The sequence below is a fragment of the Geodermatophilus sp. URMC 61 genome, from assembly GCF_052931555.1.
In genome coordinates, this window is record NZ_JBRFHZ010000002.1 from 4,650,023 (window position 1) to 4,667,034 (window position 17,012).

A 17,012-nucleotide genomic window follows, 5' to 3' on the forward strand; every position below is an offset into this window, starting at 1 on the left:
CACGAGGAGCTTCACGGCACCGTCTCCGGCACCCGGGTCATCGCACCTCGGTGCGTCCGGTGCGGCCCGTACCGCCGCCGGCTGCGGGCGTAGGCCACCGGACCGCGCGCCATCCCGAGGAGCTCGAGGCGGGTCAGTTCGCGGGGGTAGGACTCGTCCTTCCCGGCGTTCTTGGTCGAGGACGGGCTCAGCGCGAAGCGCACACCCCGGGGGACGAGCCGCAGGAAGCCGGGGATGCGCCGGGGATCGTCCAGGAGCGTCTTGAGCAGGTAGGCGGTCAGCCCGGTCCCGTAGCTGTGGACCTGCCGGCGGAGGGCGGCGTACTCCCGCCGGTGCTCGTGCCAGACCAGGGCGGTCGGCTCGTAGCGCAACGTGTGTCCCCGGAGGACCGTGCGCAGCAGCACCTCGCTGTCGACGCCCCCGAGCGCGGGTGTGCCGTTGCCGAGCGCCGGGTCGAACCCGCCGAGGTCGCGGAGGGCCTCGGTGCGGAAGGACATGTTGTTGCCGGTCCCGAAGACGCCGGCGCTGTAGGGGTAGAGCGGCATGTCCGGGGGCCGGTGCTCGGCCAGGTCGAACACCCGGGGGGTGAATCCCCGACTGAAGCCGCCGTACCGCTCGAACCACAGCTGGGCGGGCGTGTCGATCTCCAGGGGCAGCAGCAGCCCGGTGACGCACGACGCCTCCGGTGTGCTCCGGTACCCCGCCGCGAGGGCGGCGAGCCAGTGCCGGTCGAGCACCGCGTCGTCGTCGGTGAAGGCGACCAGTTCCGTGGTCACCTGCGCGAGGCCGGCGTTGCGAGCGCTGGCGCTGCCGGAGGCGTCCTCACGCACGTAGCGGATGGGGTGGCTGGTGGAGAGCTCGTCGACCAGGGCGGAGGTGCCGGTCGTCTCGGGCCGGTTGTCCGCGATCACGACGTCGATCCGGTCCAGCGGATAGGAGCCGGCCCACAGTGAGTCCAGACAGCGGCGGAGCAACCCGGGTCGCTCGCGCGTCGGGATGACGACGGAGATGCGCGGTGGGTCGGCCAGGAGCCGTTGCCGGTCGGCGACGCAGCGCGGCGGTGCCGACGTGTCGGCACCACCGTCGACGTCGCGGTCGGCCCGCAGGTGTGCCTCCACCGCACTGCCGACCTGGGTCTGCACGGCCTCGCGCAGCGACACCGGGTCGATGCCGTCGTCCGGGACCTCGACGCGGGCCATCCCGACGGGTTGCTCGTGGACACGCACGACCACGAGGGCCGCCTCGTACCGGCGGCCGGCCGGGTCGCGCGGCGGTACGGCGACGCTCTGGTCGTCGTGCGCGACGTCGACCACCAGGGTCGGCCGGAAGTCGGGGAGCGCGTCGGCGGTGCGGCTCATCGCAGGCCCCCGACCGGGACGGCGGCGATGTCGGCCGTGGTGATCTGCTCGATGAGTGCGGCGTACCGGTCCGTGGTCTGCGTCCAGGAGTGCGGATCGGGGAACCGTCGTCCGCGGAGGGCATCCGCTCTCGGGAGCGCGCGGCGGATCGCCTGGGGATCCCGGGGCGGGACGAACACCGCGCCCTCGTAGTCCCCCGCCGCCTCGACCAGACCGCCCACCGCGGTGAGGACGACCGGCAGGCCCTGGGCCATGGCGACGTGGAGGGGACCGCTCGAGGAGGAGCGGTGGTAGGGCAGGACGACGACGTCCGCATCGGCGAAGAACTCACCGGCCTCCTGGTCGGTGACGTACCGGTTGACGAACGTGATCCGGTCCCGGTGGCGCGAGGCCGCGATGAGCTCCGCGGGCCTGGTGCAGCCCTCCCAAGTCTCGCCCACGACCGTCAGGTGGTAGCCGGCGACCTCGTCGTCGGAGAGTCGCTCCCAGGCCTCGAGGAGGTCCTCCACCCCCTTGAAGGGTCGGATGACACCGAAGTAGAGCAGTCGGCAGGGGTCTCCGGGAGCGCGGGGCGCCCGACGCGCGGCGGTGTACTGCTGGTACGGCCCGTGGGGGATGAGTGCCACGGGGCGGCCCCCCAACCCGAAGCGCCGCTCGAGTGCAGCCCGGTCGAACTCCGAGTGGACGACGAAGCCGTCGGCGAGCCGCAGCAGCCGAGGGAGGCCCACGTCGACGTAGCTGCTGACGAGGGGGATCCGCTGCTCCCCGACGTCCTGGACCTCGTGGAACTCGATGACGATCCGTGCGCCCGCGCGTCGAGCCGCTCGTGCCAGCGCGTGGTAGCTGTGCAGGACCGCCCCGGTCCACCACTGCAGGACCAGGACCGTCGGGCGCTGACGGCGCAGGAACCGGAGCGTGCGCCACATGCTGCGGCCCCAGAACCAGTCCAGGCCGTCCAGGACGGGGACCGAAGCGGGGTAGGTCATGGTGCTGAGCGGCTGCCCGACCCGGCTGCGCCCGGGGTACAGCCGGCTGGGGATCAGCCGCCGCATCAGTATGGCGCTGGTGGGGAAGCGCGTGGCGAGTGCCGTGGTGAGCCCGTGCGTGTAGTACGAGATCCCGCTCAGGAAGTGGGAGCCGGATCCCACCACGCAGATCGTCGGCTGCCCGGGACGGCCGTCGTGATCGATCTCCTCCCGGACGTCGTCCGTCACACGAGGGTTCGCCATGACACGCTCTCGGGCCCCTCGAGGTGTGCTCGGAGTGCCTGGGCGGCGAAGAGCGTCGCCCAGGTGTTGCGGTGGGTGGTCCCCGAGCCGGGTTGATAACAGGCCGCGGCGCTCCCGTCCTCGAACCGCACGGCGGTGCCGGCCAGCCACTCGGCCGTCACCGCCCGACGATCACCTGCCACGTCGGTGAGCACGGCCGCCCGCAGCGCCTGGGCGGTGAGGTCGGCCTGGTCCGGGCCTTCCTCGCCGCTCACGGTCGCGACCCAACGCGGGAAGGCGCCCGAGGCCCGCTGGTGGGACCACGCCCAGCGGGTCGCCGCCTCGGCCCGCTCGAGGGCAGAGGCGTCTCCGTGCGCGGTCCCGAAGACCCACAGCCCCTCCACGGCGTAGAGGTGGGGGTGGAGCATCGTCTCCTGGTCCGAGGGATGGGTGACGAACCTGCCGTCCTCACGCTGGGCGGTCCGCGACTCGTCGATGAGCGTGGCGGCAGCCTTCGCGCAGCCCTCGACCCCGAGCTCGTCGGCCCACATCAGGCACTGCACCGTCTTCACCAGGTGCGCGAGCCCCTCGGTCGACCAGGCGGAGCGCGACGAGGACGTGCCGGACCGCGGAGGGATGGACCTGAGCGTCCCCGTCTCGGTGATCTCCTCCTCGATGGCGCGGGCCAGCTCGACCCCGTGCGTGACCACCTCGTCGATGGCGTGCCGGGAGCCGAAGGCCATCAGCCCCGTGGCGATCATGGCCAGGTCGAAGGTGTAGACGGCCTGGCCGTCCCACGAACCGCGCGCCGACAGGTCGTTCTGCCGGAGTCGGTCCAGCAGCCAGCGGGCTGCGCGGAGCCCGGCCGTGACCTCGTGCTCCGAGGGATCCGGCTGCCCTGCGAAGTGGGTGAGGGCGTATCCGGTGATCTCCGGGTACTCGAAGGACGGGCGGCCGTCCTCGTCCTGCCAGGCGTAGAAGGCCCCGGAGGGGGACTGGACGGCGCCGGAGGCGAGCCACGCGCGCATGCCCGCAGCCGCGGAGGCGACGTCCGGAGGATGGATTCCGAGCATCAGGACAGTCCGCTCCCTTAGGTGGGGGTGGGGTTGGGGTCGGCGAGTTGGGTGTGGGGTGGGGGGTGGGGGTGGGGTCGGCGAGCGGAGGCGTCAACCGACGGGCGTGAGCGCCGCGGCGTCGAGCGCGGGCGCGCCCTCGTAGGCCTGCTCGTCCAGAGGAGCTCGCCGGGGTGCGTCGCCGGCCCCGCACAGGTGATCGGCGATCCGCGCCGCCGCGGTGCCGTCGCCGTAGGGGTAGGTCCGGCGCGACATCCGCTGGTACACCGCCGGGTCGTCCAGCAACAGGCGGGCGTGCTTGAGGATGCGCTCACGGTCGGAGCCGACGAGCTCGGCCGTACCGGCCGCGACGCCCTCTGGGCGCTCGGTGGACTCGCGCAGCACCAGCACCGGGCGACCGACCGCCGTGGCTTCCTCCTGCAGGCCACCGGAGTCGGTGATGAGGAACGAACAGCGCTGCAGGAGCCACACCAGCGGCTGGTACTCCAACGGTGGGAGGAGCGCCACGTTGGGGAGGTGGCCCAGAGTCGCGTGGACGACCCCGCGTACCTGGGGATTCGGGTGCACGGGCAGGACGAACAACAGGTGGGGTCGTTCCCGGGCGAGCTCCGCGACGGCTGCGCAGATGTCGGTGAGGCCGCGGCCGAAGTTCTCGCGGCGATGACAGGTGACGAGGACGATCTCGCGCTCGGGCGGCAGGCCGCCGGGGCAGATGGCGGCCAAGGGCGTGCGGGCCAGGTCCAGAGGGAGGGCCGCGGTCTGGAGGAAGGCGTCGATGACCGTGTTGCCGGTGATGACGACCCTGTCGGCCGACGACCCCTCTCGCACCAGGTTGAGTGCCGCCTCGGCGGTCGGCGCGAAGTGCACGCTGGCCAGCAGCCCGATGATCCGGCGGTTGGCCTCCTCCGGGAACGGTCTGCTCATGTCGTACGTGCGCAGGCCCGCCTCGATGTGCCCGACCGGGATGCCGTGGTGGAAGGCGGCCAACGTCGCGGCCATGGCCGTCGTCGTGTCCCCCTGGACCAGCACCGTGTCGGGCTCGACCTCCTCGAGCACCTGACCGAGTCGCTCGATGACGGCCGAGGCGACGTGCGAGAGCGTCTGGCCTGGTCGCATGACGGCCAGGTCGTGGTCCGGGGCGATGCCCCAGACCGTGAGGACCTGGTCCAACATCTCGCGGTGCTGGCCGGTGACGCAGACCCGCGATTCGAATACCGTCGGCCGGCTTTCCATCTCGCGAATCACCGGGGCCATCTTGATGGCCTCCGGACGCGTCCCCATGATCGAGAGAACCCTCAAGGCCGGACCTCCTCCCTGGAGTGACCGGCGGGACGCTACGTCGCACCGAATGGGTTCCGCAACGGTTCGCGCCTCCCAATCCGAGAAGTCGTCCGGACCGGCGGACGATTACCGTAATCCACTCGGACGAGACGTTGCGGACGGTCGCCGTCGTATCACTCACGGTATTTCGATGCTCATGGCCAGCGACCATTACGCACCGCTCACGTGATCATGCGGAAAGCTATGTATATGAAGGCTTTCGCTGTCGTCGGATCCTCGCCTATGGTGCCCCGCCATGAAGCTGGGAATGGCACGGCATGACTGAGGCAACCCTTACTTCGTCGTCGTCGACGGCGGATCGCGACAGTCGACCGAATTGGCTGCAGGACTGTCGCGTCTCGGTGGTGGTCCCCGCCCTGAACGAGGCGGACAACCTCGAGCACGTGCTGCCGCGGGTGCCCTCGTGGGTGCACGAGGTGATCTTGGTCGACGACCACTGCACGGACGACACCGTGGCCGTGGCGCGGCGGCTCATGCCGTCCGTCCGGGTCGTGGCGAACCGTCGCCCCGGCGGCAAGGGGAACGCCCTGCGAGCGGGGTTCGAGGCCGCCACCGGCGACGTCATCGTCCAGATCGACGCGGACGGCTCGGAGGCGCCGGAGGAGATCCCCGCCTTCGTCGGGGCGATCATGGCGGGGGCCGACTACGCCAAGGGGACGAGGTTCGTCCCCGGGGGTGGCACCTCGGACATGACCCTGCTGCGCAGGTGGGGCAACAAGGTCTTCGTCCTCCTCGTCCGCCTGCTGTTCGGCGCTCGATACACCGATCTGTGTTACGGGTACAACGCCTTCCGGGCGGATGCCATCCGGCGGCTGGATCTGGACGCGGACGGTTTCGAGATCGAGGCCATGCTCAACGTGCGGGCACACAAGGCGCAGTTGCGCATTCGCGAGGTCCCCAGTTTCGAGACCGAGAGAGTGTGTGGGATCGGGCGGCTCGTCACGTTTCCCGACGGATGGCGCGTGCTCAAGACGATCCTCGCGGAGAAGTGGCCGCGACTCCTCGAGCGGAGGAGTCGCGCGCGCCGCAGAGGAAGTGTCTCCGAAAAGACGGGGCAATAGTCCCGGAGAACTCGGAGGAACGGGGTTCGCCCAAGAGCGCGGAAGTCGACCCCGACCTCTCCCGCAAATGGCGGGGACCGGATGACATCCCCTGGCCGTGCCGAAACAGGGGACGTCACGGAAAGCAGCGGTAGGGTCCTGAGGCCCTGTTCCGCACGGCGGAGTCCGTCCTCGCGGGGATCCCACCCCGTGCGCCACTGCGCAGGGTAGCGATCTTCGTGACCGCTCGTAGCAGACCGGCGGCCCTGCCGTGGGGGGCGGTTCGTCCCACCGAGGGCCGGCACGGGTCGTCGCCGCGCCGCTCCGAAACCGGTGCAGGTCCGCTGAGCGGGTGTACCGCATTGTCGGGTCCCGACCGTGGGCAGCAGCCCCTCGCCGTCACTCGGGCGGGCGCCGCGGGGTCGGAAGTCCCTGTTTCCGACGCTCGGTCAGGTCCCGGTCGAAGTGGGACACCCACGCGGCTCGCCGCCTGGCGCAGGGTGACTTTCCCGAAGATTAACTGGACGTTTCATGGATTGTCGGCCGCACGGGGTTGACGCAGCGACGGCGGCGCTCGATGGACCCTGGTCTCTCGCCGTCGTAGGTCGCGGGACGGCACGGGTCATTCATCGGGCTTCGTCAGTGGGGGCGTTGCCGGCTTCGCCGCCACTGACGTAAGGCGACGACGGCCACGGCTGCGACGAGGACGGCTGCATAGCAGGGGTACGGCAGCGTGACGCTGCTCGGGGAGACCGGCCACAGGAGGGGGACGCCGGGGCCGCCGAGCGGGGCGGCGAGATCGCGCACCAGGTGCAGGGACACCCCCGTCCCCACGCCCAGCAGGGCGGTCCGCCATCGGCCGCGAGCGGCGCTGCCGGCCAGGGCCAGGACGAGGACCGTCGCCACGGAGTGGGTGATCGGCCGACCGTCGATGTGCTCCTGCGCGGCGCTGGGCAGGTACAGCGGGACGTGGTCGACGTCGATCAGCACCGAGCCGGCGAGCACCCAGGGCACGACGGGCAGCAGCCGCACCGGCAGCACGGCAGCGAGGAGGACGGCAGTCGTGAGCAGGTGCGCCGGCTCGTCGAGCAGCCCGACGACCGGAACGGGCCAGGTCCGGGCCGCCAGGGCGGTGTCGATCGCCGCGATCGTGGCGATCGCCGCGGTCGCCGCCCCCGTGACGACCCAGGGGTGTGTGACCACCTGGAGCACGCGCGCGGGATCCACGAAGCGGCTCCTCAGCGCGTCGCGGGCCGTCGTGCCGGCCCTGCTGCCGGCCGGGTCCCCGGGCCGACGGGGTCCCCTCACGGAGCCGCTGCCGGGGAGGCCGGAGGGACGGCGCGCACGGGCGGGTGCGGAGACCGGCCAGCAGGTGGGGACCGGTCGGGCCTCTGGCGTCGCACGCGGTTCCTCCGTCTTCCGTGGTCGACGTCCGGGGAGTCCGCATGTGGGCCGGCCTGCGGACGCTCACGCAGGACGGTACGTCGACCGGGACGGTCGACGCTCGCCCGTCGGGGGCACGGCCCGCCCGCTGCGTCCGGTGCAGGGGTGTCCGGCGAAGGAGGGGACGTGGGGGTCTTCGTCTTCGCGGTGCCGGTGCTCCTGGTCGTCGTCCTCGGCTACGCGCTCGGGTACGCGGCGTGGGAGGCGGCAGGACTCGGCGGCAACCCGGAGCCGGCCGGCTGGCTGACCGGGCTGGCGCTGCTGGCGGCGGTGTCGTGGCTGCTGCTGTCGCGGCGGGCGCGGCTGCGGCGGGCGCTGCGGCGGGCGCGGGCGCGGGGCGACGACGCCGAGTCCGCCCGGCTGCGGGCCGAGCTGACCCGGCGGCGCCGGGGGAGGGGCTGAGACGGGCGTCCGCGCCGTTGCGGACGCCCGTCGGCTCAGGAGCGGACGACGGAGCCGGCGCCCTGGGTGCGGGCGGTGTGCAGGGACTCGACGGCACGGTGCAGCGTCTCGGCGGCGGTGGTGCCCTCCTCCAGCGCGGTGACGCCGGCGCAGGCGTCCAGGCCGGGGATGCCCGGCTGGGTGATGGCGGTGACCAGGCGGATGGCGGCGACCTCGGCGTCCTCGGCGGTGCCGGACAGCAGGACGGCGAACTCCTCGGGCCCTGAGCGGCCGAGCCAGTCGTCGCCGCGCAGCGAGCGCGCCACGACCGCGGTGGCGGCGGCGAGGCTGCTGGGACCGGCCGGCCGGGTGTCGTCGGGCCGGAGCAGGCCCAGGACGATCAGCGCCCCGGGGACGGTGGACACGGCGGCCAGGCGCTCGGCGAGGTGGGCCGAGACCGAGTTGGGGCCGGGCAGCAGGCTGCTGACGTCGTCCTCGGGCGGGAGGAGCGAGGAGACCGGCAGCGGGACCGGGAGCGGGTCGTGCGGCAGGGGCATGACGGTCTGATCGGTGCCCTTCCCGTTCCGCTGGAGGAGTCCCACCCCGACGGGTGGACCGGTCCGCGCGGCGACACGCCGGGGCGCGAGGTGACCACAAACGGTCAGCACACGCGGGTCCGGCGCCGACCAGCACGGACCGGGCCGTTCCGTGACGCTGCCGTCGCCCTTACCGTCCCCCGGCCGACGAGGGCGCCACGGACGGCGCCGAGGGGGTGGACGCGTGCGGGGGACCGACCCGGACGGTGGAGACGACGGTCGGCTGCGCGACATGCCGGTGCTGGTCACCGGCGGCACGGGCTTCCTCGGGGCGGCGCTGGTGCCGCGCCTGCTGCGCGCCGGGTGCCGCGTCGCCGTCGTCGGGCCCGACCCGGGGTGGCGGGAGCCGGTGCGGCGGGCGATCCGCGAGGGCGTCGTCGAGCTGGTGCAGGAGCCGGAGTGGTGGCGGCCCGAGGCGGCCCGGCGGATCGCGCGCCGGGTGGCGGGGACCGAGCAGCTGGTGCACCTGGACGCGGTCCCGGTACCGCCGGGGGAGCGGACGGCGACGGGCGTCGCGCGGCACCACGTGGCGGCGGACGTGGCCGGCACCCTCGAGCTGCTGGCCGCCCTCGGGGACGGGCTGGGGCACGTCGTCCTGGGCAGCTCGGTGGAGGTCTACGGGCGGGCGCCGGCCGGCCCGGTGGACGAGTCGACGCGGCCGGCGCCGGAGGACTCGGCGGCCGCGGCGCGGCTGGCGCTGGAGGACCAGCTGCGGGTGGTCGCCGCGGCGGGCGGTCCGGAGGCCACGGTGCTGCGCTTCACGACGCTCTACGGTCCCGGGGAGACCATGCCGTGGGCGGTGCCGACGTTCATCCGGGCCGGGCTGGCCGGGCACCCGGCGACGATCACCGGCGACGGGCTGGAGCTGCGCGACTACCTGCACGTGGCGGACGCCGCGGACCTGGTGCTGCGCGCAGTGGCGCGGCCGCCCGCGCTGTCGCCGGCCGGCGAGCGGTTCCGGCTGCTCAACGCCGGCAGCGGGACGGCGGAGCGCACCGTGTCGCTGGCCCACCGGGTGCGGCGGGCGGTGGCCGAGCAGCGCGGCGAGCTGCCCCCGCCGCCGCGGCACGTGGACGCACGACCGGCCGGGAACGTGGTGTGCCGCACCGAGCGGGCGCGCGAGCTGCTGGGATTCCGGCCCAGCGTCGACCTGGACCGGGGGCTGGCCGAGGAGGTCGCCTGGTTCGCCCGGCTGGCGGAGTCCCGGCCCGATCTGGACGCCGCCGGCTGACCTGCGCTCAGCCGTCCCGGCGACCGGGAGCCCGCAGCAGGCCGACCTCGGCCAGCAGGGCCAGCGCCCAGCCGAGGACGACGAACAGGTCGCCGGCGTGCACGCCGTGGTCCGGGCCGAACCGCAGCAGCACGGGCCCGTCGGCCAGGTACCGCCCGGTCAGCAGCAGGACGGCGAACGCTGACAGGACCGCGGCGATGAGGGAAGCGGACAGCCAGCGGAGCACCGCTCGACGGTAGCCGCCCGCGGGCCGATGGCCGCCCGATGGCGCCGGAGTGTGGCCGGCGGGATCCTCCGATCGGGGTCCCCGGCGGGACGCGCCAGTGTGACGGACCTGTCGCACCCATCGCGCAGAGTGATGAGAGAATCACCGCGTGAGGGAGCGGCGGGCGATCGGACACACCAACACCTCCTGCGGCCTCTGCGGACACCAGGGGCTGGTCCTCACCGAGTCCCAGCTGGTGCGACGCGGCCTGGCCCGCCTGCGACCGGGCTTCGACGCCGACCGGCGGGTGTACGAGCTGTGCGAGGACTGCGGCGCCAAGCACGCCGTCGAGCTGGTCGCCTGACCGGCCCGATGCTGGAGGAGCCGGACCGGAGGGGCGGCGGCGCGCCGGCCACCCCGCGAGCACGAAGCGGCCGGCACCGCGCGCAGCGGTCGCGCACCCGCACGGTCCTGCTGGCCCTCCTCGCGGCGCTGGTCGTCGTCGCCGGTCTGGCCATCGGGCTGGGCACCCTCCAGGTGGACACCGTCGCCGAGGACGTCGGCCGGGTCGAGGAGCCCTTCCCCGACGAGCCGGACCGGCCGCGGGTCGCCGAGGCGGCGGAGGAGGCCCGGACGTTCCTGGTGGTGGGCGTCGACCCGGCGGACGTCGCGACCGGGGCCACCCGGGCCGAGGCGGCCCTGCTGGTGCGGCTGACCGGCGACCGCCGGCACGCCCAGATCGTGACCTTCCCGCTGGACACCTGGGTCGCCGAGCGGAGCACCACGCTCGAGGGCGCCTTCGGGGCCGACGGCCCGCCGGGCGTGGTGGGTGCGGTGGAGACGCTGACCGACGTCCGCGTCGACCACTACGCCGAGCTGGACTACTCGGGCTTCGCGACCGTCACCGACGCGCTGGGCGGCATCACGGTCGACGTCCCCGAGGAGTACGCCAACCGGGGCCGCACCTTCCCGCCCGGGCCGCAGCACATGGACGGCGCCGCGGTGGTCGCGTACGTGCGGGACGCGAGCGCGGCGACGCGCCCGCAGGCACCCGAGCGGCAGCAGCGCGTGGTGCAGGCGCTGTTCGGCCGGATCGGCGAGCTCGGGGCCTTCGCCCACCTCGGCCGGCTCGCCGGGTTGCTCGACTCGGCAACGGGTGCGCTGCGGGTCGACGACGCCCTGACCGACGAGGCCCTCGTGGCGACCGCGTGGGAGTTCCGCGGCGTGGGGGAGCCGGAGTTCGTCGCCGTTCCGGTCGGCTCCGCGGGGGAGGAGCAGGGGGAGCCGGTCACCCGCCTCGACGAGGAGCGCGCGGCGGCGCTGTGGGGCCACCTGCGGGCGGACGACCTCGCCGCCCACGTCGGCGAGTTCGGCTGACCGCCGTGGCACGCGTCCCCGGCCGCCGGCCGCTGTGGCTCACGGTGCCGCTGCACGCCGTCCTGCTGGTGGTCGTCGTGCTGGACGCGCGGGCGGCGGTCTTCTGGGGGCGGGTCGGCGGCTCACTGGGGACCCCGGTGGCCCTCGCCGCGGGCGGCATCGCGCTGCTGGCCGTGCTGCTGCTCGCAGTCGACCTGCGCCGGCAGGTGCTGCCCGGTGCCGATCCCCGGGACGACGACCCGGCCGGCTGAGCGCCGCTCCCCGCACGAGTCGTCCGCGCGGTGAGTGTCCTCACGATCGGCCTCGCCTGCCCTCATCGCCGCGATCCGGGAAATACCGTGGTGAGCGGCCACCTCCGCACCGTCGCGGCGAGCGCCTCCTCAGTCGTCGGCCGGCACTCCCGTCGGCCACGAGCGCACGCTTCCGAGCAGGCCGTGCCTGCGCCGCGGCCGCCGCGGCGCACCGGTCGGCCCTGCACCGTGTCGGTTCCTCCTAGAAAGGACCCCCGCCGTGCTGCACGTCGCAGTGCTGCTGTCCAGCATCTTCGGCCTGGTCGCCGTGGCCATCGTCACGACGGTCGCCGCCGTCCTCTTCCCGGAGGTGTACGGGCTGCCCGCCGCCCGCGCACGGGCTGCCCGCCGCCGGGCGTGGGTCGACCCCAACGAGGCAGCCCGGGCGGTCGGCAGCTGGGGCTGACGACGGTCCCGCTCCGCAGCAGACGCCCCGCTCAGGCCTCCGGCAGCAGCCCGGCGTCGGCCTTGGCGGTGAGCGCGGTCCGGACGGCGGCGTCGACCGTGGCGGAGAACGCGGGGTCGGCCTCGGCGCGGGCCACGATGACGTCGATCATCTCCGTCACCAGGTCGGCGTCCATGGTGAGCAGGAGGGTGCCTCCGGCCTCGAGGTAGCGGACCACCCGCTCGTCGACCGGGAAGTCCTGCACGGCCTGGGCGGCGCCGATGTCGTCGGAGATGACCACCCCGTCGAAGCCGAGCTGCCCGCGGAGCAGGTCGCCGACGACGACGGGAGAGAAGAGGGCCGGCACGGTCGGGTCGATCTGGGTGTAGGTGGCCGACGACATCATCACGAAGGACTCGGCGTCCGAGCCGGCGAGCGTGCCGAAGACGGCGACCTGGTCGTCGTCGCGGATGGTGACGTCGTCGGTGGCGTCCCGGCTCTTGTCGGGGTTCTCCGGCACCCGGCCGAGGCCGGGGAAGTGCTTGAGCGTGGGGGTGACGCCGTGCGCGGCCAGGCCGTCGGCGATGGTGCCGGCCGCGCGGACGACGTCCTCCGCGGTGCTGCCGTACTGGCGGTCCCAGGCGCCGATGGGGGCGTTGGCGTCCTCGGTGCCCGCGGGGACGACGTCGACGACCGGCGCGAGGTTGAGGTTGATGCCGGCGCTGCTCAGAGACGCGCCCATGTCGTCGGCGAGGGCGGCCAGCTCCTCGGCCGGCATGCGGCCCTGGCGGAGGGCCGACGGGAGGTCGGCGAAGCCCGGGCCGGAGAGGGTCTGCACGGCGCCGCCCTCCTGGTCGACGCCGACCCACGGACGCGGCCCCGGGGCCGACTCCGCCCAGCGCGCGGTCTCGGCGGCCAGCTCGACCGCGGGGATGCTGCTGCGGCCCTGGAGGAAGACGCCGCCCACGCCCTGCGGGACGAACTCGGCGGCGGGGGAGAGGTCGGTGAGCGCGACCCCGACGACGATCAGCTGGGCGACCTGGTCCCGGCGGTCCAGGTCGGCGAGGGCCGCCTCCACTGGGTCGGGCTCCGGGGTGGGAGTGGGCGAGGGAGCGGCGCTGGACGTACCGGGCGCGGACCCGGTACCGGCGGCCGGCGCGGCACAGGCAGTGAGCAGGAGCAGAGAGCCGACGACGGCCACGAGGCGGGGAGAGCGCATCGCCGACCATTCTCCGTCGACCGCCGCCCGGCGGGTCGCGGGGTGTGCGACCTGCCGGCGTGTCACCGACCTTCTACGCTCAGCCCACCCTGTCTTCCCCACGGGGAGTCCTGTCGTCGATGCATGGTGTGGAGCCTGGATGCCACCGGTCGAGCTGACGTGGGGAGCGGCGACCGCCGTGGGCCAGCGGGAGGACAACCAGGACAGGTACCTGGCTGCTCCGCCGGTCTTCGCGGTGGCCGACGGCATGGGCGGTCACGTCGGTGGCGCCGCCGCCGCGGAGGCGGTGGTGGAGGCGCTGCGGTCGCTCACCGGTGGGGAGACGACGACCGTCGAGGCGATCCGGCTGGCACTGCAGCGGGCCGACGGCGAGATCCGCGCGTTCCAGGGGCCGGACAAGGCCGGCGCCGGGACGACGGTCGCCGGGGTGGCGCTGGTCGACGAGGGGGATGGGCCGCAGTGGGCGGTCTTCCACGTCGGTGACTCGCGGGTGTACCGCTGGCACGAGGGGAAACTCGAGCAGCTCACCACTGACCACTCGGTGGTGCAGGAGCTCATCGACGCCGGATACATCTCTGACGAAAGCGCCGCCACGCACCCGCAGCGGCACATCATCACCCGCGCGCTTGGCGTCGGCCCGCGGCCCGAGGCCGATGTTGTCCTGCTGCCTGTCGTGCCGGGCGAACGCTTCCTGGCCTGTTCCGACGGCCTGACAGGGGAATTGAGCGACGACCGAATCGCTGCACTCCTCGCCACCGATGATGCACCCGAGTTCCTGGCCATCAAGCTCACCGCAGAGGCCGAGAGTATCGGCGCACGAGACAACGTCACCGCTGTCGTCAGCGACCTCATCGGTTAGGCGAACCCCACCGAAGGGGCAGATCGCAGCGAATAGAACGCGGACGTCTCCATTGGCCGAATGTAGCGCAGAGCTGAACCACACGGCTCAGGCCCTACCCACGCCCCAGCCATGAAGTTGCGGTGGGATCCGCTTCTTCCTGCCATTGCCGCCAAAGCTGCTCGACAGGTAACCCGGACGCGGACACGTCTACCCCGGGTATGACCTCGGCCCCGAGTCGAGCCAAGATCCACCCATGTGGCGGACCGCGCGCCGGGTGTTCCAGGCCTCGTTCGCCTCGATTGTCCCGATAAGAGGCCGAACCAGACACCATTGCCCTCAAGCAGCCCCCTGCCAAAGGGGGAAGAGTCCGAAGATGCACCTCACGTAGAGTGAGCCCTCGTGGGACGCGAAACGCTAGCAAAACGCCAGGAGTGGATGGACGCGCTCCGCGGCGCGTCCGTCCTCCTAGTGGTGCTCTTCCATAGCACAATCGAGGTCGCGGCTTCCGGCAGTCAAATGGTGGGGCCCGTAGCTGCTTTCAACGACGCCGTGGCGCCCTTTCGGATGCCAACGATGGTCTTTCTGTCCGGCATTCTGCTCAACAGGTCGCTGCGGAAAGATATCCGCGCCTACGCCAATGGCAAGCTCAGAAACATCCTTTGGCCATTTGCTGTGTGGTCACTCATCTACCTGGCTGTATCCCAGCTCATGGATACGGCTACCGATGGCCCCGATGACAACCTGTCCTGGAACTTTGTACTACACCCGCCAGGCGTCATGTGGTTCTTGCAGTATCTCTTGATATTCTACGCTTCTGCGCTTGCATGGGCTCGCCTGAAGTGGTATTGGCAGTTGCTGCTCACTGTGGGCGCTTTTACACTCGCGGGATTCGCAGACGGGGGACTAGCGCGATTTGCACTCTTGCTTGGCTGTTTCATCCTAGGTCGCCTTGCCGGCGACCATGTTCATGTCTGGCGGGCTCTGACTACACGGACCTGGGTCGCTGCTGTCGCCTGTACAGTCGTGGCCGGGGGGGTCGTTGTGGCTCTGCGGAGTTCATCGCTTGACGCACAGTATGATGTCGCCGATCTGCCCTTCATCTTGAGCGGCATCATCCTGTTCTCCAGGCTTTCAATGCGACTTTCGAGTAGTCGGTGGTCCCGCCCCTTGGTCGCCGCAGGCCGAGATTCCCTCATCATCTACTTAACACATTGGTTGTTCGTTAATGCGGCCATTGACACCATGCTGTTAGTCGCGCCCAGATCTAATGGACTGCTACTCCTTGCGGTCGCTGTGGCGGCTGGTGTACTCGGATCAAGCCTCGTCCTAGCTCTGACCAGTAGAAGTCCCACACTGAGGTTAGCCTTTTCTCTCCGCCGAGAGCGCAGTACGAAGAGCCGCGAGTCCATTCCAAGGCAAGCATCCCAGTGACTCGCGAATGGCCTGCAGGGCGGAGGGCGGTCATGCGAACCGCCAGGCTACAGCTCCTCGCGCCTCGCATTCGACCCACGTACAATCCTATGACCGCAGCCCGCTAAAGGGGAATCCGTTGTGGAAGATGCAAGAATGAAGATTGTCCACGTGCTCAACGGTGTGGCGCACACTGGCAATGGAATCGCTAATGTAGCCGTCGACCTAGCCGTGGAGCAACGTCGCCGCGGGCACGACGTCTGGGTCGTTTCTGCTGGCGGGGGTTTTCTTGAGCTGCTGGATAATAATTCCGTGGCGCACCATCACGTGGACTTCACGAGCCGTACCCCACGCGCTCTAGCGAGAGCCTATCGCCAACTCGCTCGCATCCTTGATGAGATAAATCCCGAGGTCGTGCACGCTCATACGATTACGCCTACCGTCCTGGGATACTTCGCCACCAGGAGAAGAAGGGCAGCATTGATCGCCACGGTGCATAACGAGTATCAGCGCGGCGTCTCGATGATGAGGCTTGCCGATGTGGTGGTCGGTGTCAGCAATGCGGTCTCCGAGGCGATGGTGAGAAGGGGCGTCCCTCGCCGAAAAGTGCACACGGTCCTTAACGGAACGGTGGGATCCCCTCGTCGGCCACCACTAGCTCGTGACGACCTAGTCGACTTGCCGCCGCAATCGATCCTTACGGTGGGCGCAGTCTCCCATCGCAAGGGTGCCGACCTCCTTCTTGCGGCCTTCGAACACGTATTGCAGGACTTCCCCAAGGCCCACCTGTACTATGTGGGCAATGTGGACTGGCAGCATCCGGCCGATGTCGCTCGAAGTAAGAGCTGGGCGGACCAGGTTCACTTCGTGGGATTTGACGCCCAGCCGCAGCGCTATTTTCCCGCAGCGTCCGTGTTCGTACTCGCCTCAAGGCGCGAACCGCTCGGACTCGTCCTCCTTGAAGCCCTGGAGGCAGGATTGCCCGTTGTGGCGAGTGATGTCGACGGTATTCCCGAGGCGCTTGACTTTGGACGTGCCGGCCTGCTGGTGAAGGTGGGAGACGCAAACGACCTCGCTGCAAAGATCAAGGCTCTGCTACGGCTTGAAGGTGATCGCAAGTCGCTCGCTGAGGCTGGTGCTCGTCACGTCGCCACGTTGACTGTGGCGTCCATGACCGGTCTATACCTGGATCTCTACAAGTCGCAGTCTGCCTCATGACGCTGATGTCACGGGCGAGATCGTTAACGACGGGTGTGCGACGCCCAGTCGGCAGAATCGCCGCATTTAGCTTGCTACCCGCTACCTCTCTACTGTCTAACCTGATTGTCTTGCCGATTCTTAGTGCCCGCTTTGGGCAACCTGGGTGGTCCAGCGTGCTCCTGGGACAATCCATCGGAGCGGCAGCGTCAGTTGTCTGTGCGCTGGCCTGGCCCATCGAGGGAGCGCATCTCGTCTCCCAGGCCACACCCTTTCAGCGCAGAGCCATGTATACGGTGAGCCTCCGGCAACGGGTTGTGGCGGTCCTTGCAGCGACTCCGATCCTGGTTGCCGTCTGTCTGCTCGTCCAGCCGACGATGCCCCTAGTGTGCATACTCAGCGCTCTAGCTGTCGCGC

At 71.3% G+C, this 17,012-nt stretch carries 18 protein-coding genes; 10 read left to right on the plus strand and 8 right to left on the minus strand.

All coding sequences use genetic code 11. The features are described from left to right. Nucleotides 1-11 precede the first annotated feature (11 nt). From ACU610_RS21670 to wecB, 4 genes are all read right to left on the minus strand, one after another. A complete protein-coding gene (locus ACU610_RS21670; RefSeq protein WP_446769759.1) occupies nucleotides 12-1,358 on the minus strand; it encodes a glycosyltransferase in 1,347 nt (448 codons plus the stop codon). Further along, entirely contained in the window at nucleotides 1,355-2,587 is a 1,233-nt protein-coding gene (locus ACU610_RS21675) for a glycosyltransferase (RefSeq protein WP_446769760.1), read from the minus strand. The genes ACU610_RS21670 and ACU610_RS21675 overlap by 4 nt, the downstream gene beginning before the upstream one ends. Beyond that, on the minus strand, nucleotides 2,569-3,594 hold the full coding sequence (locus ACU610_RS21680; protein WP_446769761.1) for a hypothetical protein: 1,026 nt from the start codon (nucleotides 3,592-3,594) through the stop codon (nucleotides 2,569-2,571). The genes ACU610_RS21675 and ACU610_RS21680 overlap by 19 nt, the downstream gene beginning before the upstream one ends. Nucleotides 3,595-3,732: 138 nt before the next feature. Further along, the gene (wecB, locus tag ACU610_RS21685) at nucleotides 3,733-4,938 is read right to left on the minus strand and encodes a non-hydrolyzing UDP-N-acetylglucosamine 2-epimerase (protein WP_446769762.1); all 1,206 of its coding nucleotides are present in this window, start codon (nucleotides 4,936-4,938) and stop codon (nucleotides 3,733-3,735) included. A 299-nt stretch (nucleotides 4,939-5,237) separates the two neighbouring features. Here wecB and ACU610_RS21690 point away from each other — a divergent pair, with 299 nt between their 5' ends. Continuing rightward, nucleotides 5,238-6,041 carry a glycosyltransferase family 2 protein gene (locus tag ACU610_RS21690; protein WP_446769763.1) on the plus strand — a complete coding sequence of 268 codons (804 nt, stop codon included), beginning with the start codon at nucleotides 5,238-5,240 and terminating at the stop codon, nucleotides 6,039-6,041. A 618-nt stretch (nucleotides 6,042-6,659) separates the two neighbouring features. Here ACU610_RS21690 and ACU610_RS21695 read toward each other — a convergent pair. Then, nucleotides 6,660-7,247, minus strand: coding sequence for a metal-dependent hydrolase (locus ACU610_RS21695; protein ID WP_446769764.1), 588 nt, complete (start codon nucleotides 7,245-7,247; stop codon nucleotides 6,660-6,662). Between the two features lie 342 nt (nucleotides 7,248-7,589). On the opposite strand from ACU610_RS21695, the gene ACU610_RS21700 reads away from it, so the two are divergent. Beyond that, nucleotides 7,590-7,865: a hypothetical protein gene (locus ACU610_RS21700; protein ID WP_446769765.1), complete on the plus strand. Its 276-nt coding sequence runs from the start codon at nucleotides 7,590-7,592 to the stop codon at nucleotides 7,863-7,865. Nucleotides 7,866-7,900: 35 nt separating this feature from the next. On the opposite strand, the gene ACU610_RS21705 is transcribed toward ACU610_RS21700, so the two are convergent. Then, nucleotides 7,901-8,401, minus strand: coding sequence for a diguanylate cyclase domain-containing protein (locus ACU610_RS21705; protein WP_446769766.1), 501 nt, complete (start codon nucleotides 8,399-8,401; stop codon nucleotides 7,901-7,903). A 223-nt stretch (nucleotides 8,402-8,624) separates the two neighbouring features. Here ACU610_RS21705 and ACU610_RS21710 point away from each other — a divergent pair, with 223 nt between their 5' ends. Beyond that, entirely contained in the window at nucleotides 8,625-9,671 is a 1,047-nt protein-coding gene (locus ACU610_RS21710; RefSeq protein ID WP_446769767.1) for an NAD-dependent epimerase/dehydratase family protein, read from the plus strand. 7 nt (nucleotides 9,672-9,678) lie between these two features. Here ACU610_RS21710 and ACU610_RS21715 read toward each other — a convergent pair whose 3' ends face one another. Continuing rightward, nucleotides 9,679-9,897 (minus strand): hypothetical protein, encoded by a 219-nt coding sequence (locus ACU610_RS21715; protein WP_446769768.1) that lies wholly within the window; start codon nucleotides 9,895-9,897, stop codon nucleotides 9,679-9,681. 148 nt (nucleotides 9,898-10,045) lie between these two features. Between ACU610_RS21715 and ACU610_RS21720 the strand changes: the two genes are divergently transcribed. From ACU610_RS21720 to ACU610_RS21735, 4 genes are all read left to right on the plus strand, one after another. Next, nucleotides 10,046-10,240, plus strand: coding sequence for a hypothetical protein (locus ACU610_RS21720; RefSeq protein ID WP_446769769.1), 195 nt, complete (start codon nucleotides 10,046-10,048; stop codon nucleotides 10,238-10,240). A gap of 8 nt (nucleotides 10,241-10,248) precedes the next feature. Beyond that, entirely contained in the window at nucleotides 10,249-11,253 is a 1,005-nt protein-coding gene (locus ACU610_RS21725; protein WP_446769770.1) for an LCP family protein, read from the plus strand. A gap of 5 nt (nucleotides 11,254-11,258) precedes the next feature. Beyond that, on the plus strand, nucleotides 11,259-11,504 hold the full coding sequence (locus ACU610_RS21730) for a hypothetical protein (protein ID WP_446769771.1): 246 nt from the start codon (nucleotides 11,259-11,261) through the stop codon (nucleotides 11,502-11,504). Between the two features lie 259 nt (nucleotides 11,505-11,763). After that, a complete protein-coding gene (locus ACU610_RS21735; RefSeq protein ID WP_446769772.1) occupies nucleotides 11,764-11,949 on the plus strand; it encodes a hypothetical protein in 186 nt (61 codons plus the stop codon). A gap of 31 nt (nucleotides 11,950-11,980) precedes the next feature. Here ACU610_RS21735 and ACU610_RS21740 read toward each other — a convergent pair whose 3' ends face one another. Further along, the gene (locus tag ACU610_RS21740; RefSeq protein WP_446769773.1) at nucleotides 11,981-13,147 is read right to left on the minus strand and encodes a glycoside hydrolase family 3 N-terminal domain-containing protein; all 1,167 of its coding nucleotides are present in this window, start codon (nucleotides 13,145-13,147) and stop codon (nucleotides 11,981-11,983) included. A 178-nt stretch (nucleotides 13,148-13,325) separates the two neighbouring features. Between ACU610_RS21740 and ACU610_RS21745 the strand changes: the two genes are divergently transcribed. The 3 genes from ACU610_RS21745 to ACU610_RS21755 all read left to right on the plus strand — a co-directional run bounded on the left by ACU610_RS21745 (nucleotide 13,326) and on the right by ACU610_RS21755 (nucleotide 16,616). Further along, nucleotides 13,326-14,006, plus strand: a complete 681-nt coding sequence (locus tag ACU610_RS21745) for a PP2C family protein-serine/threonine phosphatase (RefSeq protein ID WP_446769774.1) — start codon at nucleotides 13,326-13,328, stop codon at nucleotides 14,004-14,006. 417 nt (nucleotides 14,007-14,423) lie between these two features. Further along, nucleotides 14,424-15,419, plus strand: coding sequence for an acyltransferase family protein (locus tag ACU610_RS21750; protein ID WP_446769775.1), 996 nt, complete (start codon nucleotides 14,424-14,426; stop codon nucleotides 15,417-15,419). 135 nt (nucleotides 15,420-15,554) lie between these two features. Continuing rightward, the gene (locus ACU610_RS21755; RefSeq protein ID WP_446769776.1) at nucleotides 15,555-16,616 is read left to right on the plus strand and encodes a glycosyltransferase family 4 protein; all 1,062 of its coding nucleotides are present in this window, start codon (nucleotides 15,555-15,557) and stop codon (nucleotides 16,614-16,616) included. Nucleotides 16,617-17,012: the final 396 nt, after the last annotated feature.